This window comes from Cucumibacter marinus DSM 18995, assembly GCF_000429865.1.
Classification (GTDB): domain Bacteria; phylum Pseudomonadota; class Alphaproteobacteria; order Rhizobiales; family Devosiaceae; genus Cucumibacter; species Cucumibacter marinus.
In genome coordinates this window covers 198136-211402 of record NZ_KE386978.1, presented here as the reverse complement: position 1 = coordinate 211402, position 13267 = coordinate 198136, and the positions used below count along the sequence as shown (strand labels likewise).

Below are 13267 nucleotides of genomic sequence, written 5' to 3'. Positions count from 1 at the left end.
TCGTCAGTCCTGCGGTGCAAAATGCCAGCGCTTTCCGTTGGCTCCAGGAAATTCGGTCTGTTTCGGCGCCAGTCCCTCTGGCACCAGCTTGAGGAAACGCGTTTGCGCCGTCGCCAGCGCTTCGAGGCACATCAGGCGCGCATGGCCAGTATCGCCTCGGCCTTCGCCAATACCTTCACGTCGCAGTCGGTCGCCCAGTCGCAGACCGCAACCCGCACCGCCCTCGACCGGCTTCTCAATGAGGCCAGGGCCAAGACCGCCAAGAACCTCGACAACCTCAAGGGCGTCAACAAGCTCGTCTGAAACGAAAAAGGGGCCGCCAGAGCGGCCCCAGTATTGATGGGGAACGGGTTGGAGTGCCGCTCCCGATCAGAACTCTTCCCAATCGGTATCGAGCGCGGTGTTGCCTGCGGTCGCCGCATAGCCGGGCTTGGTTGCGGGTTTCGCGGGCGCGGGTTTGGCCGCTGGGGCCAGCCGGCTCGGCGTCTTCTCTGCCATGCCGCCCGCGCCGCCGATCACGAACACATCGACAATATCGTCGAGTTGCACGGCCTGTGCCTCGGTCTGCTCGATGGCCGCGTTGGTCTCCTCGACCAGCGCCGCGTTGTGCTGGGTCATCTCGTCCATCTGCCGGATGGCGATGGAGATCTCGTCGATCGCTGTCGACTGCTCCTGGCTGTCGCGGGCGATGTCCTCGATCAGCTTGGCATTGTCGCGCGCCGCTTCCAGCATGGCGTTGAGTTTGCCCGAGGCTTCGCCGACCAGCTTCGATCCGCTTTCGACTTCGTCGGCGCTCTTCGAGATCAGGTCCTTGACCTCGGACGACGCCTCGGCAGCCGACTGTGCAAGCCGCCGGACTTCGATTGCGACCACGGCAAACCCCTTGCCGGCCTCCCCGGCCCGGGCTGCTTCGACCGACGCGTTGAGGGCCAGCAGATTGGTCTGGAAGGCGATGTCGTCGATCATGCCGATGATGTTGGAGATCTTGGATGAGGAACTGGTGATCCGCTCCATCGCCTCGGTCGCCTGCACCATCACCGCGCCGCCATCCTGCGCGGTGCGGGCCACATTGGCGGAGTTCGAGCTGGCTTCCTTGGCGCGTTCGGTGTTCTTGCCCACGGTCGCCGCCACCTGCTCGATGGCCGCCGCCGATTCTTCAATCGTCGCCGCCTGCTTGGTCGTGCGTTCTGAAAGGTCATTGGCCCCGGCGAGGATTTCGCCGGTGGCGGTCTTGAGCGCGGAGGAGGTCGTTTGCACCTGGCCGATCACATGCGCCATTTTCTCGGCGGCGGCATTCACATCGGCCTTGATGCTTTCGAACTCGGGATCGAGTTCCTCGGTGATGCGCGCGGTCAGATCGCCATCGGCGATCTTCCTCAGCGCCCCGCCGGTGGCGTCGATCATCTGGCGCACCTTGGTGTTGAAGCGCTCATCCGCCTCCCGGGTCTGGGCGGCCTTGGTCTGCACGTCACGGTACTGGCGCGCCGTCGACAGCGTGAGCTCCAGATCGAGCAGCATCGCCTTGAACACGGCGCCAACCCCTTCGGCCAGCACCTTGGCATCAGGGCCCTTGGCCTTCTTGCCGAAGCCGAACCGCGATTTTGAACCACCTTCGGCCAGAGCGTCGGCGATCACGCTCTTGATGACCTGTTCGCCCACAATCGCATAGGTGGCGATGACCTGGCGCGGTTCGATGCCGGCTTCCGCGTAATGCTGGCCGGCCGATGCGGCAGCCGCGAGGATTTCCTCACCGGGCTTGCCCGCGGCGAAGCCGGTCCATTTGGCTGTTTCGCGCTCGCAAATGCTGGCGCGGGCCTCACCGCTGTCGGCAAAGTGCTCCAGCGCCTCGCCCAGATGCGCCTCGATCGATGGTCCGATGGCTGCTATGGCGGCGCTGCTGTGTTCGTCGAATTCGAATGTCTCAAGATCGTCGGCAAGGTTGCGGCCTTGCACACCGTGCGAATTGGTCATCGCCGGGTCTCTCCTCAATTTCCCCAAACCCGCGCGGAACCTCATCGCAGCCTGCGATCCGCGCCCATGGGCGAAACATTAGGGGAAACATGGCAAACAAGCCGTTAACCCGGTCCGGTCATGTTCGGGCGCTTATGCCCGGATTCCCGGGGTGGCCGCTTTGGCGGGCCATGCCCTTCGCCTGGCGCTGTCATATATCTGCAGTTGAACCTTCATCTACCCGTCAAGCGCCATTGCTAACGCCATTTTCCTGCGTTCGGGGGCGCGCTGGATCACCAGTGCCGTCGCCTGTTTCCCGCAACAACGGAGATCAAGATGGCACGCATTTTTGCCGCGACCGGGCTTGCAGCCCTCACCGCCACCCTCACCATGGGCACCGCCTTCGCCCAGACCGAAATCACCTGGTGGCACGCCATGGGTGGCGAGCTTGGCACCAAGCTCGAAGAAATCGTGGCCGGCTACAACGCCTCCCAGGATGAATACACTGTCACCCCGGTCTACAAGGGCACCTATACCGAGACCATGACGGGCGCCATCGCCGCGTTCCGGGCCAATGAACAGCCGCACATCGTGCAGGTTTTCGAAGTCGGTACCGGCACCATGATGGCCGCCGAAGGCGCCATCTACCCGGTCTATGAGCTCATGGCCGATACCGGTCAGGACTTCGATCCCGAGGGCTTCCTGCCTGCCGTCGTCGGTTATTACACCGACACCAATGGCAACATGCTCTCCATGCCGTTCAATTCCTCGACCCCGATCCTTTACTACAACAAGGACGTGTTCGAGAAAGCCGGCCTCGACCCCGAAACCGCGCCCAAAACCTGGGGCGAGCTCGAAAGCTTCGCCAATACCATCATGGAATCGGGCGCTGCCGAATGCGGCTTCTCCTCGGGCTGGATTTCCTGGGTGCAGCTCGAGAACTTCTCGGCCTGGCACAACCAGCCGATCGGCACGCTGGAAAACGGCTTTGGCGGTCTTGAGACCGAAATGACCGTCAACGGTCCGGTCCAGGTCAAGCATTGGGAAAACATGAAGCGCTGGCAGGACGAAGGCCTGTTCCAGTATGGCGGCCCGGGCGGCGGTGCGGATTCCGCGCCGAAGTTCTATGCTCAGGAATGCGCGATGTACATGAACTCCTCCGCTTCACGCGCCGGCGTTCTGGCCAATGCCTCCGATTTCGAAGTCGGCTTCGGCATGCTGCCCTATTATGACGATGTCGAAGGTGCCCCGCAGAATTCGATCATCGGCGGTGCGACCCTTTGGGTGCTGCAGGGCCATGCGGACGAAGAATATGCCGGCGTCGCCGACTTCTTCTCCTACCTGTCTTCGCCCGAGGTCCAGGCCGACTGGCACCAGTTCTCCGGTTATCTGCCGATCACCCAGGCTGCTTATGACCTCGGCCAGGAGCAGGGCTACTATGCCGCCAATCCGGGTTCGGATGTTGCCATCAAGCAGATCACGCTGAATGCCCCGACCGCCAATTCCAAGGGCCTGCGTTTCGGCAATTATGTCCAGATCCGTTCGATCATCGACGAAGAGTTCGAGCAGCTCCTCGCCGGCAGCAAGGACGCCCAGGGCGCCCTCGATGCGCTGGTCGAGCGCGGCAATGCGCTGATCCGCGATTTCGAAGCCGCCAACAAGTAAGCGCCTTCACCCATAAGTCTCGCAGGGCCCGCGCCAACCCGGTGCGGGCTCTCACCATCCGGACAAAGCATGCAAACCAAGCGCGTCGTCTTCTCCAATCGCGGCCTGCCCTATGCCCTGCTGGCACCCCAGCTCGCGATCACCTTCGTGTTCTTCCTCTGGCCTGCCGGGCAGGCGATCTGGCAGTCCTTCCTGCGCGAGGATGCCTTCGGCCTCAAGACGAGCTTTGTCGGTGTCGAGAACTATCTTCGCCTTTTGCGCGAACCCGACTACCTCAACTCGCTTTCGGTGACCGGCGTCTTTGCGGTCTCGACCACGGTCCTGTCGATGGGGCTGGCGCTGTTGCTGGCCGCTGCCGCCGACCGGATGATCCGTTCACGCGATGCGTATACGACGCTGCTGGTCTGGCCCTATGCCGTCGCCCCCGCTGTCGCCGGGGTGCTGTGGTGGTTCATGTTCAACCCCACCATCGGCATCATGTCCTACCTGCTCGAACAGCTCGGTTATGACTGGAACCACCGGCTCTCGGGCACCGATGCCATGATCATGGTCGTGATCGTCGCCGCCTGGAAGCAGATCTCCTACAATTTCCTGTTCTTCCTTGCCGGACTGCAGTCGATTCCGCACTCCCTGTCCGAGGCCGCCGCCATCGACGGTGCCGGCCCGGTCAAACGCTTTTTCACCGTCGTTCTGCCGCTCCTGTCCCCGACCACCTTCTTCCTGATGGTCGTCAACATCGTCTACGCCATGTTCGACACCTTCGGCATCATCCACGCCACCACCGAAGGCGGGCCGTCCCAGGCCACCAATATCCTCGTTTACAAGGTCTTCGAGGACGGGTTCATCGGACTCAATCTCGGCTCCTCTGCGGCCCAGTCCGTCATCCTGATGGTCATTGTCATCGGCCTCACGGTCATCCAGTTCCGCTTCGTCGAGCGGCGCGTGGCTTACTAGGAGGCAGTGATGGTTGAAAATCGCCCCTGGCTCACCTTCTTCTCCCACGCCATTCTGATCCTCGGCGTGCTGGCCGTGGCGTTCCCGGTCTATCTGGCCTTCATCGCCTCGACCCATCCGCAAAACGCGTTCATCTCGGGGCTGGTGCCGCTCCTGCCCGGCGACCGGATGATCGAGAATTACGGCACCATGCTCGATGCCGGCATCTCCACCTCCGGTGCCCCGCCCCTCGGGGTGATGATGTGGAATTCGCTCGTGATGGCGCTCTCGATCGCTATCGGCAAGATCATCATCTCGATCCTGTCGGCCTTCGCCATCGTCTATTTCCGCTTCCCCTTCCGGCTCCTCGCATTCTGGGCGATCTTCATCACCCTGATGCTGCCGGTCGAGGTGCGCATCCTGCCAACCTTCAAGGTGGTCGCCGATCTCGGGCTGTTGAATTCCTATGCGGGTCTCTCGATCCCGCTGATCGCCTCGGCGACCGCAACCTTCCTGTTCCGGCAATTCTTCATCACCGTGCCGGACGAACTGACAGAGGCCGCCCGCGTCGACGGCGCCGGGCCGATGAAATTCTTCCGCGATATCCTTCTGCCCTTGAGCCGGACCAACATCGCCGCCCTGTTCGTCATCCTCTTCATCTATGGGTGGAACCAGTATCTCTGGCCGCTCCTGATCACCACCGACGAGAGCTATTACACCATCGTCATGGGCATCAAACGCATGGTCCAGGTCGCCGACAGCCAGCCCAACTGGAACTTCGTCATGGCCACCGTCACCCTTGCCATGCTGCCCCCGGTTCTCGTCGTCATTCTCATGCAGCGCCTTTTCGTCAAAGGCCTCGTCGAAACGGAGAAATAGGCCATGGCCGCCATCGATCTTGCGGGCGTCAAGAAGACCTATCCGGGCAATGTCACCGCCATCCATCCCCTCGATCTCAACATCGCCGATGGCGAATTGCTGGTGCTCGTCGGCCCCTCGGGCTGCGGAAAATCGACCCTGTTGCGTATGATTGCCGGGCTCGAGACCGTCACCGAAGGCGAAGTGATGATCGGCGGTGGGCCGGTCAACAAACGCGAACCCGCCGAACGCGACATCGCCATGGTGTTCCAGAATTACGCGCTCTATCCGCATATGAGCGTGCGCGGTAACCTCGAATACGGGCTCAAGAACCGCGGCACCCCGCGGGCCGAGATCGATGCCCGTGTCGAAGAGGCTGCCCGCATTCTCGAGATCGGCCCCTTCCTCGAACGCAAGCCGCGCCAGCTCTCGGGCGGCCAGCGCCAGCGCGTCGCCATGGGCCGCGCCATCGTGCGCCACCCCAAGGCGTTCCTGTTCGATGAGCCGCTCTCCAACCTCGATGCCAAGCTGCGCGGCCAGATGCGGGTCGAGATCAAGCGCCTGCAACGCAGCCTCAACACGACAAGTGTTTACGTCACTCACGACCAGCTCGAGGCCATGACCCTTGCCGACCGGGTGGTGGTGATGAACGCCGGTCGCATCGAACAGATCGGCAAGCCGACCGAGGTCTATGAGCGCCCGGCCTCGCTCTTCGTTGCCGGCTTTGTCGGTTCACCGCCCATGAACCTGTTCGGGACCGATGAGCTGAAGACCGAGGCAGGCGGCAGCTTGCCTGAAAGCATTGGCGCGAATACCGGCACCATCGGCATCCGGCCCGACGCGGTGACCCTCTCTGCGAATGGCAACCCCGCCATCGCGGTCACCGGCACCATCGAGTTGATCGAACCGGTGGGCGGGGAAAGCCATGTCTATTTGCGGTTACCGAAGACCGATCGGGTGATGATCCTGGTCGTGCGTGGTCACGAAGGCGTCAGCCTCGCTGCAGACCTTACGGTTCACTTGCCGGTCGGCGCCCTGCACCAATTCGATGCCGGCACCGGCAGGCGTATCGACTAGTCGGTAACGTGGCTGCTGACGGCGGTGGGATCGTTGGCTCCGGCCGGCCCGGTATCGGCGGCGAAATCGATCGAGATGCCGGCGATGATCACGGCGACGATAACCCCGAGGGCGGCAAATCCGAACTTCATATGATTCCCCTTGTTCTGCGGTCCGGTTGTCGCAGTAAGGGGCGCATCTTTCATAAGCTGTTCGAACTTGTGCGCAATTCGAACCATCTCGGGGTTCTCAGGAAAACACCACGGTCTTGTGCCCATTGAGCATCACGCGGCGTTCGAGATGCAACTTCACGGCCCGCGCCAGCACCTGGGATTCGACGTCCCGTCCCGCGGCCACCAGATCGTCCGGGGTCATCGCATGGGTCACCCGTGCGGTTTCCTGCTCGATGATCGGGCCTTCATCGAGATCCGGGGTGACGTAATGCGCTGTCGCCCCGATCAGCTTCACCCCGCGCTCATGCGCCTGGTGATAGGGCTTGGCACCCTTGAAGCTCGGCAGGAAGGAGTGGTGGATGTTGATCACCCGCCCGAACAGGCGCGAGGAGAGATCATCACTCAGGATCTGCATATAGCGGGCCAGCACAACGAGGTCGGCCCCGGTCGCCTCAATGAGGTCGAGCACTGCCTGTTCTTGCTCGGCTTTGGTGTCGCGGGTCACCGGCAGGTGATGGAACGGTATGCCTTCGATCTCCGCAGTGCGGGCGCTGTCCGCATGGTTGGAGACGATGGCGACGACCTCGGCCTCGAGCCAGCCGACACGGATCTGATAGAGCAGGTGCAACAGCGCATGGTCGAATTTCGAGACCATGACCAGGATTTTCGGCTTGTGCGCCGTATCGACGATATCGAGCGTCATGCCGAATTGGTCGATGGCATCCTGTAGTTTTTCGCGGATCGCACTGCGGTTGACGTCACCCGGCACCGTGAAGGCGATCCGCATGAAGAAATTGCCTGTCTGCCGGTCCCAGTATTGAGCGCTTTCCGCGATATTGCCGCCCGCCGCCGCCAGTTCGCTTGTGACCGCGGCCACGATGCCGGGCCGGTCAACGCAGGAGAGGGTGAGCACAAGATTGCGGCTGGTCATGGTGGAGCTCCGGCGGTCAGGATGAGGTGGAAATAGGCGGCTTGGCGATCAAGGGCAACCGCCATTTCCGGGCGGGTGGTTACCCGGGGTTTCCTAAGGCCAGTCGGCGAAGCTGGGCCCGGCCACCCCCGGCCGCCGCTCCTGTGCCCGGCGATACTGGCCCGGCGCCATCCCCTTGTTGCGCTTGAAGAACCGGTTGAAATACCCCGCATCGCGGAAACCGAGCGTTTCGGCGATCTCCGCGATCTGCAGTTCCGGCCCGTCGAGCAGCCGTTCGGCCTCGCGCATCAGCCTTGCATGAACCAGTTTGAGCGGGGGCTGTCCCGTGGCCCGCCGCACCGCACTCGACAGCCTTTCGGTCGATATCCCCAACTGCCGGGCATAACGCGCCAGCGTCCAGTGTTCGCGCATATGCAGATCGACCAGCTGCAGGAAATTATGAAGGATCATCCGTTGGGAAGGGCGCTGGCCCACCGGGTCAGGACTGGAGAGCCGCCACAACTCGATCAGCGCCAGACCGATGTGATAGCGCACCGCGTCCTCGGCGCCGGGCGCATTGCCTTTGAGTTCGCTCTCGATCGCCGAGAAGCTGCCCGACAGCCGCTTCTGCGCCGCCACGCTGACCGGCACGCCCAGCAGCGGGCGATAAACGATATGCCGGATCCGCGCGAAGAGCGGCCCCATCGGCATGGCCCGCCCGAGCGCCACATCGCTGACTGCGAGCGACAGTCCGCGCGAGCCTGTCTTCAGCGCCATTACTGCTTCCTGGCCGGTCGGCAACCAGATAAGGCACGGCCCGGCGAGTTCTGTTTCGGTTTGCGCCACCTTCAGCCGGCCTTTGCCGGCTTCAAGCAGAAAGGCGCGGTTACGCCGGCCGGAAAACCGCCATTCGGTCTCGGTCAGCGTCGATTGCAGGGCATGGAACTCGGTGTCGGGCAGCGCGCCCGGATTGGGCGGCAACAGGTCGGGCGGGCGCTGCGGCGTGCTGACTTTGGGATTGCTCATCGAGACTTTCTGTCGGTGAGGCAGGGCGCGGGCGCACTAACCGGACCAATTTCACAGAAAGTACAAGTTTCTATGGGTTTTGTCCATTTGAGCCGGCAGGACACCGCAGTAAGGTGATGGCAACAATGCCCGTTCATCCCGCGGGCATTCCGACCGGATGCCGGATCGGCCCGACCCCTTGCCCCTTTCATTCCCGAGGTGCGTCCGGGGCCGCCATCCCGGCCGTTCCCCGGCATCCGGCGGGTCGGACAATGAGGAGAGGAACAATGGATCAGCTTGGTCTGCTTATCGGCGGCGCCCATGACGGCGCTTCGAACGGCGCCACTTTCGAGCGCCGCAACCCCCTGACCGGCGAGGTGGCGACCACTGCGGCCGCCGCCACCGTCGACGATGCCAACCATGCCGCCGATATCGCGGCGGAAGCCTTCGGCACCTGGAGCAAAACCTCGCCCGGCGAACGCCGCAAGGCACTGCTTGGCGCGGCCGATGCGCTGATGGCCAAGGCCGATGATTTCGTTGCCGCCATGGCGACCGAAATCGGCGCGACCGCCGGCTGGGCGATGTTCAATGTCGGGCTCGCTGCCGACATGCTGCGCGAGGCTGCCGCGCTCACCACCCAGATCAAGGGTGAGGTCATCCCCTCGGATCGACCCGGAACCATGGCCATGGCTATCCGTCAGCCCGCCGGTGTCGTGCTGTCGATCGCCCCCTGGAACGCGCCGGTCATCCTCGGCACCCGTTCGCTGGCCACCCCGATCGCCTGCGGCAATACCGTGGTGATGAAAAGCTCGGAAATCTGCCCCAGGACCCATGCCCTGATCGGTGAGGCGCTGCGCGAAGGCGGCGTGCCCGAAGGTGTGGTCAACGTGATCTCCAACGCGCCAGACGATGCGGCTGCAATCGTCGATGCCCTGATCGCCCACCCGGCGGTTCGCCGCGTCAACTTCACCGGCTCGACCCGTGTCGGCAAGATCATTGCCGAGACCGCCGCCCGCCATCTCAAGCCCGCCCTGCTTGAACTGGGCGGCAAGGCGCCTTTCGTGGTGCTCGACGATGCCGATATCGAACAGGCCGTCGCCGCTGCCGCCTTCGGCACCTATATGAACCAGGGCCAGATCTGCATGTCGACCGAGCGCATTGTCGCCGACGAAAAGATCGCCGATGAGTTCGTGGCGGCCTTTGCCGAGAAGGCCAAGACCCTCAAGGCCGGCGATCCGCGCGAAGGCTCGTGCCCGCTCGGTGCACTTGTCGACGAATCGGCGGTGACCCGCATCAACGAACTGATCGATGATGCTGTCGGGAAGGGCGCCGTGATCGCCGCCGGCGGCAAGGGCGAAGGCGCAATCATGCAGGCAACCATCCTCGATCACGTCACCCCGGCGATGCGCATCTACTCCGAGGAATCCTTCGGACCGATCGTCGCCATCGTCCGCGTGTCGGGCGTCGATGAGGCTGTCCGTGTCGCCAATGACACCGAATACGGGCTGTCCGCGGCGGTTTTCGGCAAGGACGCGATCCGCGCTCTCGGCGTCGCCCGCCGTATCGAAAGCGGCATCTGCCATGTCAACGGCCCGACCGTGCATGACGAAGCGCAAATGCCCTTTGGTGGCGTCAAGGCCTCCGGCTATGGCCGGTTCGGTGGCGAGGCCGGCATCCATGAATTCACCGATCTGAGGTGGATCACCATCACCGAAGGCGAGTTGCACTACCCGATCTAAACCTGTCTTCAACCGAACGGCGCTGCCGGTTGTCCGAGGCATGACGGACGGCCGGCTGGCGCGGGAAAGGCTCCTCAAGGCTTTGGCCTGGGGGGCCTTTTTCTTTTGGCCTGAAGGCATTTGCGACGTCGTCACCCCCGATTGACATGGATCAACGCAAGGGCTTTGCGCGTTTGCTTGATTATGGGCACCCGCACAGCCGGAACGGTGAAGGACGCGACAATGATCAAGGATATTCTGGTTTTTCTCGATGGCAGCGACCAGGACGATGTGCGCCTGGGCTATGCCGAGCAGATCGCGGCGCGCAACAACGCGCATATCACCGGTCTCTACATCAATATCCTGCCAGAGGTGACAACCGTCTCCAGCGCCTATCTGCCCGATGGCGAAGCCATCGCCGCCATGCAGAAGGAAGCCGTCGACCAAGGTGCCGAACTCGCCGCCAAACTCAATGATAAGCTCGACCGGCTGGCTGGCCCGCATGAATTGCGCCACCGGGACCTGATGTATTCCCAGGCCCGCGACGCCATGGCCGACGAAGCCCAGACCGCAGATATTTTCATCGGCACGCGGCCCTACAACCACGCCAATTCCGAAGCCATCGAGGGTTTGATGGAAGCGGTATTGTTCAACTCCGGCCGCGGCGTGCTGCTGACCCCGCCCGATGGCAAGCCCAGGGATTTCGACGTTGTCGTTCTGGGCTGGAAGCCGGGTCGGGAAACCGCCCGCGCCGTTTCGGAAGGCATGGATTTCTTCACCGGTGCCGACAAGACCGTCGTTGCCCTGGTCGATGAAAACGGCTCCCCCGAACGCGAGCACCGCGAGCCGGGTGCCGACATTGCCCGCTACCTTGCCCGCCATGGCGCCAAGGCCGAACTGCGCCACATCGGCGGCTGGAAGGATGCCGGTGAGGCCCTGCTCAACGCCGTCGACAATGAAGGCGCGACGCTGCTGGTCATGGGCGGATACGGCCATTCGCGTTTCCGCGAACTGGTGCTGGGCGGCGCCACCCGCCAGATCCTGTCCCACGCCCATGTGCCGGTGCTGATCGCACACTGAGTTTTCGACCCCCGTAACCGCCAATTTCCCCGGAGACCGCCAAATGAACGATTTGCCGAAATCCTTCCGCCACATCCGTCTCGAACTGGCCCGTGAGCCGGGTAATCCCGAGGGCGATGCCGAACACGGCTATGATATCCTTGCGCCGCTCGACGGGGATTACCGCATCGACACCGATACCCAGAAGGCCCATGCGGGTGCCTGCCGGGTGCGCCGGTTCATCGATGGCGAGACCGATGCCGTCGGCCTGCTGCGCCATGGCCCCGGCGGGCGCTGGTACTTCGACTATGACCCCGACCGCGATGATGATGACGAGACCGGATACCGCTTCGGCGAAGAACGGTTCGTGATGGGCGAATATGTCTCGCTCGCCGACGCGGAAGGCGAGATGCACACGTTTCGCGTCACCCTGGTGGAGACGCTCTGAGCGTTGCGAGGTGAAGTGGACATCGGTCCGCCGCTCGGAAACGCGACAAACACAGGCCCGGAGCCAACCGCCTTTCCTTTGGCGGGACAAACGCTTCCGGTCACGAGCTTGCCGGCCGCTTTGAGTGAGGGCGCCGGCAAGAACGCCCATCCGGTCTTGCCGGACGGGCGGCGGGGAAGGGGACAGGTCTTGGCGGGCCTGTCCCCACTTCGCATTTGCGAGAATCCGGTATCCAGACAATCGCACGATGCTCTAGCATGACGCGATGTCGACGACCGAATCCGATCAGGCCCTGATTGCCATCCTGCGCGAGAATGCCCGCCTCTCGACCGCCGAGATAGCGCGGCGGCTTGGCCTGTCGCGCACCACGGTCCAATCCCGCATCGACCGGCTCGAGGAAAAGGGCGTGATCGCCGGCTACACGCTGCGCCTGTCCGAAGACTATCTGACCCAGGCGGTGCGCGCCCATCTGCTGGTCACCGTCGCGCCCAAGCTGGCCGCAAAGGTCGAGGCCGGTCTGCGGCAACTCAATGGTGTGCGCACCCTGCATTCGGTCTCGGGCAGTTTCGACATGATCGTCATTGTCGAGGCCCAGTCGATCCAGGCGCTTGATGAATTGATCGACCGGGTCGGCCTGCTCGAAGGGGTGGAACGCACCTTGTCTTCGATCATCCTGTCGACCCGTATCGACCGCTGATCAGGCCGGCTTGCTGGCGGCCTTGGGCGCCTCGAACACCGGGTCGGTCGGAAAGCGCGCCGCGAACCAGTCATGCCACTCGGCCACCAACGCGTCGAACGTGGCCTGATCGAGCCCGAAAGTCGTGATCATCAGCGATCCGCCGCCACGCGGATAGCGTTCGGAGACCGGCTTGTCGGTGGCGATGATCATCCCGTTTCCCCATTCGGGCACCATCACCCCGGTCTGAAAATCGGTGCGATGCCAGACCGTGCCGGTCATGGCTGTGCCATCCGGCCGGTAAAAGCGTGCCGGCGCGCCCGGTTCGGCGGCCGCCCTTGCCGGCAATCCGGTGGCCGCAATCGGCAATGCCCCGCCTTCCGTCGCCCCGCCCGAGACATAGAGCGTGCGCCGGTCGGTCCTGCCGGCCTTTTCGAGCCAAAGCCGCAATTGCTGCAGAAAGCTCATCCAGCCCTGGCTGACATCCTCATAGATCCCCATCCAGTCGTGCCCCGCAGGACCCGACCTGACCACGCGCAACCGTGTGCCGTTTTCGGTTTTGCTGAGTTCGAACCGGTCCTCGAGCCCTCCGAAACTCTCGAAATTGAGCACATGCTCCACCTCGTCGACCGCGACGTGATCGGCGAAGATCCAGGTAATCTCGTCTGCGAGGGTGTCCGCATCCCAACCGAACCAATTGGCGATCTCACCCGGGTCGCGTACCGCCCGCCAGACCTCGGCGATCGGCGCGGAAATGGTGATGTCGATGATCACCTTTTCTTCGGTGGGGCCGTCGGTATCCTTGTTGTCCGCCAT

14 protein-coding genes are annotated in these 13267 nt (G+C 63.2%); 9 read left to right on the top strand and 5 right to left on the bottom strand.

Annotated features, from left to right (window positions below; translation table 11 throughout):
* Positions 1-102: 102 nt before the first annotated feature.
* Positions 103-303: a hypothetical protein gene (locus tag G489_RS20750; RefSeq protein WP_035872828.1), complete on the top strand. Its 201-nt coding sequence runs from the start codon at positions 103-105 to the stop codon at positions 301-303.
* A gap of 66 nt (positions 304-369) precedes the next feature.
* Here the strand turns inward: G489_RS20750 and G489_RS20745 are convergent, their stop codons facing one another.
* Positions 370-1971, bottom strand: coding sequence for a methyl-accepting chemotaxis protein (locus G489_RS20745; protein ID WP_051332671.1), 1602 nt, complete (start codon positions 1969-1971; stop codon positions 370-372).
* Between the two features lie 315 nt (positions 1972-2286).
* Here G489_RS20745 and ugpB point away from each other — a divergent pair, with 315 nt between their 5' ends.
* The 4 genes from ugpB (at position 2287) to G489_RS0114315 (ending at position 6483) form a co-directional block, all read left to right on the top strand.
* Positions 2287-3615, top strand: coding sequence for a sn-glycerol-3-phosphate ABC transporter substrate-binding protein UgpB (gene ugpB / locus G489_RS0114330; RefSeq protein ID WP_029042110.1), 1329 nt, complete (start codon positions 2287-2289; stop codon positions 3613-3615).
* A gap of 69 nt (positions 3616-3684) precedes the next feature.
* Positions 3685-4569, top strand: coding sequence for a sn-glycerol-3-phosphate ABC transporter permease UgpA (gene ugpA, locus G489_RS0114325; RefSeq protein ID WP_029042109.1), 885 nt, complete (start codon positions 3685-3687; stop codon positions 4567-4569).
* Positions 4570-4578: 9 nt separating this feature from the next.
* On the top strand, positions 4579-5427 hold the full coding sequence (gene ugpE / locus G489_RS0114320; protein ID WP_029042108.1) for a sn-glycerol-3-phosphate ABC transporter permease UgpE: 849 nt from the start codon (positions 4579-4581) through the stop codon (positions 5425-5427).
* Positions 5428-5430: 3 nt separating this feature from the next.
* Entirely contained in the window at positions 5431-6483 is a 1053-nt protein-coding gene (locus tag G489_RS0114315) for a sn-glycerol-3-phosphate import ATP-binding protein UgpC (RefSeq protein ID WP_029042107.1), read from the top strand.
* Here the strand turns inward: G489_RS0114315 and G489_RS22850 are convergent.
* From G489_RS22850 to G489_RS20740, 3 genes are all read right to left on the bottom strand, one after another.
* Positions 6480-6614 (bottom strand): hypothetical protein, encoded by a 135-nt coding sequence (locus G489_RS22850; protein WP_281173319.1) that lies wholly within the window; start codon positions 6612-6614, stop codon positions 6480-6482. The genes G489_RS0114315 and G489_RS22850 overlap by 4 nt on opposite strands.
* 97 nt (positions 6615-6711) lie before the next feature.
* Entirely contained in the window at positions 6712-7566 is an 855-nt protein-coding gene (purU, locus tag G489_RS0114305; RefSeq protein WP_029042105.1) for a formyltetrahydrofolate deformylase, read from the bottom strand.
* Between the two features lie 93 nt (positions 7567-7659).
* Positions 7660-8571 (bottom strand): helix-turn-helix transcriptional regulator, encoded by a 912-nt coding sequence (locus G489_RS20740; protein WP_051332670.1) that lies wholly within the window; start codon positions 8569-8571, stop codon positions 7660-7662.
* A 266-nt stretch (positions 8572-8837) separates the two neighbouring features.
* Here G489_RS20740 and G489_RS0114295 point away from each other — a divergent pair, with 266 nt between their 5' ends.
* The 4 genes from G489_RS0114295 (at position 8838) to G489_RS0114280 (ending at position 12472) form a co-directional block, all read left to right on the top strand.
* Positions 8838-10289 (top strand): aldehyde dehydrogenase, encoded by a 1452-nt coding sequence (locus G489_RS0114295; RefSeq protein WP_029042104.1) that lies wholly within the window; start codon positions 8838-8840, stop codon positions 10287-10289.
* Positions 10290-10511: 222 nt separating this feature from the next.
* Positions 10512-11348 (top strand): universal stress protein, encoded by an 837-nt coding sequence (locus G489_RS0114290; protein WP_029042103.1) that lies wholly within the window; start codon positions 10512-10514, stop codon positions 11346-11348.
* A gap of 43 nt (positions 11349-11391) precedes the next feature.
* A complete protein-coding gene (locus tag G489_RS0114285) occupies positions 11392-11775 on the top strand; it encodes a hypothetical protein (protein ID WP_029042102.1) in 384 nt (127 codons plus the stop codon).
* A 265-nt stretch (positions 11776-12040) separates the two neighbouring features.
* Positions 12041-12472, top strand: coding sequence for an Lrp/AsnC family transcriptional regulator (locus G489_RS0114280; RefSeq protein WP_029042101.1), 432 nt, complete (start codon positions 12041-12043; stop codon positions 12470-12472).
* On the opposite strand, the gene G489_RS0114275 is transcribed toward G489_RS0114280, so the two are convergent.
* Positions 12473-13267, bottom strand: coding sequence for an SRPBCC family protein (locus G489_RS0114275; protein ID WP_029042100.1), 795 nt, complete (start codon positions 13265-13267; stop codon positions 12473-12475).

Bases quoted from the DNA above. Each gene is read 5' to 3' on its own strand.
- ugpA (WP_029042109.1), top strand. From the start codon at position 3,685: ATGCAAACCAAGCGCGTCGTCTTCTCCAATCGCGGCCTGCCCTATGCC.
- G489_RS0114290 (WP_029042103.1), top strand. From the start codon at position 10,512: ATGATCAAGGATATTCTGGTTTTTCTCGATGGCAGCGACCAGGACGAT.
- G489_RS0114275 (WP_029042100.1), bottom strand. From the start codon at position 13,267: ATGGCGGACAACAAGGATACCGACGGCCCCACCGAAGAAAAGGTGATC.
- G489_RS0114280 (WP_029042101.1), top strand. From the start codon at position 12,041: ATGTCGACGACCGAATCCGATCAGGCCCTGATTGCCATCCTGCGCGAG.
- G489_RS0114285 (WP_029042102.1), top strand. From the start codon at position 11,392: ATGAACGATTTGCCGAAATCCTTCCGCCACATCCGTCTCGAACTGGCC.
- G489_RS22850 (WP_281173319.1), bottom strand. From the start codon at position 6,614: ATGAAGTTCGGATTTGCCGCCCTCGGGGTTATCGTCGCCGTGATCATC.
- G489_RS0114295 (WP_029042104.1), top strand. From the start codon at position 8,838: ATGGATCAGCTTGGTCTGCTTATCGGCGGCGCCCATGACGGCGCTTCG.
- ugpE (WP_029042108.1), top strand. From the start codon at position 4,579: ATGGTTGAAAATCGCCCCTGGCTCACCTTCTTCTCCCACGCCATTCTG.
- G489_RS20740 (WP_051332670.1), bottom strand. From the start codon at position 8,571: ATGAGCAATCCCAAAGTCAGCACGCCGCAGCGCCCGCCCGACCTGTTG.
- G489_RS20745 (WP_051332671.1), bottom strand. From the start codon at position 1,971: ATGACCAATTCGCACGGTGTGCAAGGCCGCAACCTTGCCGACGATCTT.
- purU (WP_029042105.1), bottom strand. From the start codon at position 7,566: ATGACCAGCCGCAATCTTGTGCTCACCCTCTCCTGCGTTGACCGGCCC.
- ugpB (WP_029042110.1), top strand. From the start codon at position 2,287: ATGGCACGCATTTTTGCCGCGACCGGGCTTGCAGCCCTCACCGCCACC.
- G489_RS0114315 (WP_029042107.1), top strand. From the start codon at position 5,431: ATGGCCGCCATCGATCTTGCGGGCGTCAAGAAGACCTATCCGGGCAAT.